This is a genomic window from Cupriavidus neocaledonicus, from assembly GCF_000372525.1.
GTDB lineage: Bacteria > Pseudomonadota > Gammaproteobacteria > Burkholderiales > Burkholderiaceae > Cupriavidus > Cupriavidus neocaledonicus.
Window position 1 is genome coordinate 1 of sequence record NZ_AQUR01000030.1, and the last position, 3,839, is coordinate 3,839.

The 3,839-nt window shown below is 56.5% G+C and carries 5 protein-coding genes and 1 pseudogene; all 6 read left to right on the plus strand.

Translation table 11 applies throughout. From position 1 onward, the window contains the following. Nucleotides 1-397 precede the first annotated feature (397 nt). Nucleotides 398-847, plus strand: coding sequence for a hypothetical protein (locus A3AG_RS34285; RefSeq protein ID WP_012354750.1), 450 nt, complete (start codon nucleotides 398-400; stop codon nucleotides 845-847). A gap of 12 nt (nucleotides 848-859) precedes the next feature. Next, nucleotides 860-1,618, plus strand: coding sequence for a type II toxin-antitoxin system MqsA family antitoxin (locus A3AG_RS0100305; protein WP_012354751.1), 759 nt, complete (start codon nucleotides 860-862; stop codon nucleotides 1,616-1,618). Between the two features lie 48 nt (nucleotides 1,619-1,666). Next, a complete protein-coding gene (locus A3AG_RS32415; RefSeq protein WP_157625308.1) occupies nucleotides 1,667-2,146 on the plus strand; it encodes a protein-export chaperone SecB in 480 nt (159 codons plus the stop codon). A 219-nt stretch (nucleotides 2,147-2,365) separates the two neighbouring features. Next, complete coding sequence (gene tnpA / locus A3AG_RS32420) at nucleotides 2,366-2,776, plus strand: IS66-like element accessory protein TnpA (RefSeq protein WP_081479552.1); 411 nt, start codon at nucleotides 2,366-2,368, stop codon at nucleotides 2,774-2,776. Further along, nucleotides 2,773-3,120: an IS66 family insertion sequence element accessory protein TnpB gene (gene tnpB / locus A3AG_RS0100315; protein WP_012354753.1), complete on the plus strand. Its 348-nt coding sequence runs from the start codon at nucleotides 2,773-2,775 to the stop codon at nucleotides 3,118-3,120. Before tnpA ends, tnpB begins: the two co-directional genes overlap by 4 nt. Before the next feature lie 30 nt (nucleotides 3,121-3,150). After that, a pseudogene (locus A3AG_RS0100320) lies at nucleotides 3,151-3,746 on the plus strand (transposase domain-containing protein); the annotation flags it as partial. Nucleotides 3,747-3,839 lie beyond the last annotated feature (93 nt).

Consider the following 3,839-nt stretch of genomic DNA (forward strand, 5'->3'; position numbering starts at 1 on the left):
TGAGCGCGTTTCTGACTCACGCCGATGCCTCGCGCACAGCCCGCGAATGCTGCTGCGCGCGTGCCAGAAACCTTCGCTCCGGGCTGATAGGTTGGAGTCGTGGCGCATTCAGCTTCCTGTTAAACGGCCAAGCACACTCGATTCCCGTTTGTGCAGAGCATTCCTAGGAGACTCTGCGGCTTCTTCAAAGTGTTTCCGATTTACAACGCTCGGCGCGCTCTCGTTGCAGCTGCCGTGCCGCACTTGCGGGGTAACGACTCTGGGGAGAGGCTTTGGTAACATCGGCGCTCAATCGGCCAAAAGCGTAGTATTAGTGGCTTATGCGGCGCTTTTTCTGTGACTAACCCAACGAACAGTAGCCATGGATGGCTAGAAATCTCTTGCGGAACTTACCACGGTGGTAAATAATCGAAAGAACGTAAGCCAATACGCCGGAGCGAGTCCCTCAGATGTAGGTGGAGGCAGTCGTAAAATTCAGGGGAAGGCAGATGGGCCTCTTTACGATCCTGCGGCACTCATCGCGCTGCTCGAGGTTGGGGCGGATGGCGAGAACTATGCGCCAGTCATTCCATTCACCGAAAAGTGCGCTAGGGACGTCCAGAAGTATGAGCTGGACGCAAGAGAGCTAGCCACTCTGGTGAAGGACGCTGTTCGGTCGGGCACTTTCAAGGGCTCTGAATGGTGCGAGAAGCAGCCGGGCGGCCCTTGGGCGGCATGTGATGTCTATGTACTGATTCGCCAGGAATGGAATGAGTACGCCTACAAAGACATCACTCAGGAGTACTACGTCAAGCTAGCCATCAATCGTACTGGCAAGCTGATCCTACTCGTATCAATGCATCAGTAACGGGAGATCCAAATGACTACGCATGTTCTCTGCGATGTGTGCGGGGAAGGCCATGTCGCGTCCGTGTATGGACAAAATGAGATCGAGCACAAGGGCGCAACGTTCTCTGTGCCATTTGTCATGTCGCACTGTGAGGAGTGTGGCAGTGACTACGCGTCAGCGTCTGACATGCGTCAGAACAAGCGCGCGGTAGTGGAGCTTCGTAAAAAGCTAGAGTGTCTTCTGACCGGGCAAGAGGTTCATGCCATCCGTGTCGGCGCAGGCCTGAAGAAGGTACAGGCAGTAAAAATATTCGGTGGTGGGCCGGTCGCCTTTTCGAAGTACGAAGCGGATGATGTGACCCAATCCGCATCAATGGACAAACTCATCCGCGTAGCTGCACAGGTCCCGACTGCATTGGCATGGCTTGCTCATGCGGCAGGTGAGGAAGAGGTTGCGACGGCGATCTGTTCCAAGGAAGTGTCCCGAATCTCTACCATCCTGGAAGCGGATGGAGTGTTAAAGGACGCACGATGTGTGGTTCACGCGGTCCTCAAACATACGCTGTTAGATTCTCCCATTTCCTGTTACTCGAAGGTCTTTGTATCCGAGAGCAGCGAAGAGGATGAACTTGCAGTTGATGTGCAGACAGGCGGGACAGTGCATAGTATGGCCCGCTTTGTTCAGCGCAAGAATGCAGCCTACGAAATGTCGCTCGATTATGACGCTCCAGCTTCGAACTTGCCTGCGGCACTGAAGAGCATGCAGAGCTATAAGTTAGAAGCAGCCTAAGGTATGAGACCGAGTCCATTAAAGCTCAATTCGCTTAGATTCTTGCACGTGAGCGTCTATCCCAGAAATGAGCCTGAGACGCTGGATCCAGTAGAGAACCCCGCGCCAATTGATACCTGGGGAGCAAATATTCATTGTTCCCTTACCCATGCCGAAGCTGATAAGCTAGAAGGCGGGGAGGTCCGCGACTATATGGTTGCGTTAGGGATTCAAGTCAGTGACGGCCCGGAGAAAGAAGTTCCTTACAAGATTGATGTCGAATGTGTGGGATATTTTTCGATACCAAATGGGTTCCCTGACGCGGCGGAACGTCTCGAAATCGCTGTTGTGAATGGTGCGTCTTTGCTCTATGGTGCGATCAGAGAGCAAATCGCAACCGTTACAAGTCGGTGTTGGTACGGTGAGCTACGATTGCCATCGCTGAATTTTCGAGAGGATGGCCCAGCGGCTCGCGCTGCGGCAGAGGCGAAGCGGCGCGCTGCAGAAGAAAAGAGCGGTGCAACTCAACCATCTGCCGATCCAGAGTGATGTAACTTTGCATCATGTCTTGACAAAGCGGCCCGCAATTATGCGGGCCGTTTGCATTTCTGGTGCTAATGCCCGATGGTCTGAGTTGATCCGCGGTTCTCCATGCGCAAGTCTTTCCTCGGTAAATTGCGAGACCACTCAGCTTATGAGTAAGCGAGTCGCAAGCACCGTCTGTACCGTTCAGTAGAGTGGCGCCAAAGTAGTTCCCACCAAATAGTGATGGGAACTACTTTGTCACAGTTACAGGAAGTACCAGTTGCCGGCGGTCGCAAAGGCCGGCCGAACTACAACGAGGAATTCAAGCGGCGATTGGCAGCCGCTGCGTGTGAGCCGGGTGTCTCGGTATCGAAATTGGCGCGCGAGCATGGCATCAACGCGAACATGCTGTTCACTTGGCGCCGACGCTATCGAACGGAGCAGTGCCAGGAAGCTGCGGTGTTGTTGCCGGTGACGGTTGAACGCCCAAGCTCGCCACCCGGTCCGATGCCAATGAGTCCGGGCGCTGCGGTTTGCGAGCCGACGCCGCCGCACGGCGCCATCGAGATCCGCCTGGGCCGAGCGGTGATTCGCATCGAAGGGGCAGTCGACGCGAGCACGTTGCGTACGGTACTGGACCGTTTGACGCCATGATCGGGTTGCCGGCGGGAACACGCATCTGGATCGCTGCAGGCGTGACCGACATGCGCTGTGGATTCAACGGGCTCGCCGCGAAGGTGGAGGCGACTCTGCAAGAGAGCCCATTCTCCGGCCATGTCTTCGTCTTCCGCGGCAGGCGCGGCAACGTCATCAAGGTGTTGTGGTCAACGGGCGATGGACTTTGCTTGCTCTCGAAGCGCCTGGAGCGTGGACGTTTCGTCTGGCCGAAGGCCGACAGCGGCAAGATCCACCTGACGCAAGCGCAGTTGTCGATGCTGCTGGAGGGGATTAACTGGAAGCAGCCCGAGCGCACCTGGCCGCCACAGTCGGTGTTGTAAACCTTGCGGCATGTGCGTAAACTGCCGCGCATGCCAATCGACCCCAGCGATCTCCCCGACGACATTGAGGCCCTGAAGGCCTTGGTGTTGGCACAGCGGGAATCGATCGTACTCATGGAACGGGCCTTGGCGGTCCGCTCCATGGAGATCGAGCAGCTAAATCTGCAGATCTCAAAGCTGAGGCGGATGCAGTTTGGCCAGAAGTCCGAGAAGCTGGATCGACAGATTGAACAGCTTGAGACCCGACTGGAAGATCTGCTGGCCGAGGAAGGTGCGGCTGAAACCGAAGTCGATCCGCAGGCAACCCCTTCTGTCCGGAAGAAAGCGGTACGCAAGCCGTTGCCGGAGCACCTGGAGCGGGAGGAGCGCATTCTCGAGCCCGAGACCGAAGCCTGTCCAGAGTGCGGCGGTAAGCTCAAGCCGCTGGGCGAGGACATCTCGGAGCAACTCGATATCATCAGCAATTCATTCAGGGTGATTCGGCAGGTGCGGCGCAAGAAGGCCTGCGCCTGTTGTGATTGCATCGTCCAGGCTGCGGCGCCAAGCCGGCCGATGAGCGCGGCATTGCCACGGCGGGACTGCACGCTCACATACTGGTTGCCAAATACGCTGATCATCAACCGCTTAGATAGCGTCAAGCAGGACGGCCGGTCCAGCGACAATCATTTTGGCCGGTTGGCCGGGATGATTGTCGGTGAGTGTTAGGTCATGGTTGTCGC